This is a genomic window from Streptococcus sp. HMSC078D09, assembly GCF_001813675.1.
Classification (GTDB): domain Bacteria; phylum Bacillota; class Bacilli; order Lactobacillales; family Streptococcaceae; genus Streptococcus.
Genome location: NZ_KV813671.1, coordinates 1 through 2,004 on the forward strand (window position 1 = coordinate 1; position 2,004 = coordinate 2,004).

Sequence of the window (2,004 nt, forward strand, 5' to 3'; positions counted from 1 at the left end):
CAATGATTCGTTTTCGATTCCGCCATGTTCAAGCAAGCGAACACTGTACTTGTCACGGACAAGATCTCCACCCCACTGCCCAACGATGGAATGCTTGTCTTTGGCCAAGGCTTCCATCGCTGAGATATCTTTAAGATTGAGGGTGTGTTTTGACATCACATCAGAAAAAAACGTAAATGGTGTTTCTCGTTTAAACCCGGCAACAAGCGCATTCATTACAGTTGCTCCATTCACTCGATCGACATTGATCTTGTTGATGGAATAACCATTTAACAACGTAGCTACTTGATTGGCATATACAGTGACATATCCATGTTGCTTTTCGACTTCAAAGATAGTAAAGTACTGTTCGCCATGCAAATCATCGGCAACTAATTCTGTTTCCGGAGTTAACAATGCCCATTTTGAATCTGAGGTTGGAAATTTAAAGGTAAGCTGATAGGTGCTATTAGCTTCCTGGACGATTTCGGAGCTAAAAGCTTCATTAAGAGGAAAATTTCCCTCTTGCAGATAGATCATACTTTATACCTCCAATTCCCTTTTATTGTGACTTTTGAGACGGTACTTGAAACTGCAATACCAGAAGTACCTGGAGCAATTTCGAAGAAACCGCCTCTTTTTCTCAATGTGTTTTTCAGATTTCCATTTTTGTCATAGACATTTTGTTTTTTGTGACGACAATCAATTGTTGCTTTCGTATCAATCGAAAGTTGCATGGTTTGTTTCCCGATAGTGAGAGAGACATCTCCATTTCCTTCGATTGTAATGATAGGTTCAGAATATACCGTTCCGGGATTGTTTACTGTACCGTTACCTGCCAAAGTGACTACGGCATCATTATTTAAGTAACGGAATGGATGCATCTTTAACTTAATTTCTAAACTCCAAGCATGCAAGCCATTTTGTTTAAAGGATGCGCTCTGAAAGTCAGCATAAAAAATAGAGCCTTGTCTATGACCAAACTCTATTTTATTTTCTTCTGGCTTAAATTGATTCACAATCATTTCAATTTCGCTTGTATCAACAACGTATAAACTTACCGTTTTGTCGTATCCGTCATACGCTCCATCATATAGATTGTAATCTCCGTTGGCTCCATAAATTGTATTTGATTCAGCTCGTGGTGTGGCTGACTGGTCTTCTCCGAAATCTGTCACATAGCAGTTTGGGATTGATCCAGTGTCAAATCCATTTATAATCATGTTAAACATTAGATTCCCTCCCTTGCCATGATTTTAGAATATCTTTGATAGCTGTTTTGCGCTAAAACATCACCGTCCAGATAGGTTTCTGATGGTTTTTCAAGGATAGCAGTAAGGATCTTTTCTAAACTTGCTCTCAGAATTGCGATCTCAGCAACAATATTTTCACCAGTGTAGCTATTTTCACTAGATTTATTAAGGAATGCGAATTGCTTACTAGCATCTTGCATTTCTCGCAAGAATTTGGCATCTTCTGGGATTCCGACCCCTGTTGCATATCTTGGAAAACCAAGATTTTTCATCAGTCGCTTAGTTCTATCAGCTCGCAATACTTTTGATCCACGAGGTAAGTTAAGTACGACATCCCGTCCATCTGGTATAAATGAGCTTCCGTCTGGTAATGTTACCATTTCTTTATAGACTGCATTTCGCTGGTCATTGACCATTGCGAGTCCACCTTCGTGGAAGTTCGTACCTTTTTCATGTCTTGATCCGAAAACACGGGAGAATGAGTTGACCACTTTATTTACTACTTCTGTAGCTGTGATAGTCGTGTGGTGACTTGTAGGGATACCGTTGATAGCATTGGTGGCACTGTTCGCAGCGTTGACGGCACTACTACTATCGCCTGTCATATATTTGGTTGGTGATGGAGTTGCGTTCCAAGCGTTTTGATTATCAATCGCTTGTCGTGCAGCAGTGATAGCACCAGTTGGATCACCTAATTGTGGTTTAACAGGGCTTGGAGTGTTATTCCATTCTTGCTGTTTGCTAATCGCTTGCTGTGCAGCATTATTCGCAT

Annotated in this window: 2 protein-coding genes and 1 pseudogene; all 3 read right to left on the reverse strand. The window is 40.2% G+C overall.

Going from position 1 to position 2,004, the window contains the following annotated elements; translation table 11 throughout:
• Positions 1 to 519: phage tail spike protein (locus tag HMPREF2926_RS05250; RefSeq protein WP_305366800.1), on the reverse strand; the 519-nt coding region annotated here is incomplete at its 3' end.
• Positions 516 to 1,211, reverse strand: a complete 696-nt coding sequence (locus HMPREF2926_RS05255; RefSeq protein ID WP_070586756.1) for a phage tail domain-containing protein — start codon at positions 1,209 to 1,211, stop codon at positions 516 to 518. The genes HMPREF2926_RS05250 and HMPREF2926_RS05255, both read right to left, overlap by 4 nt.
• Positions 1,211 to 2,004 (reverse strand): annotated as a pseudogene (locus HMPREF2926_RS05260) (hypothetical protein); the annotation flags it as partial. The pseudogene HMPREF2926_RS05260 and the gene HMPREF2926_RS05255, both read right to left, overlap by 1 nt.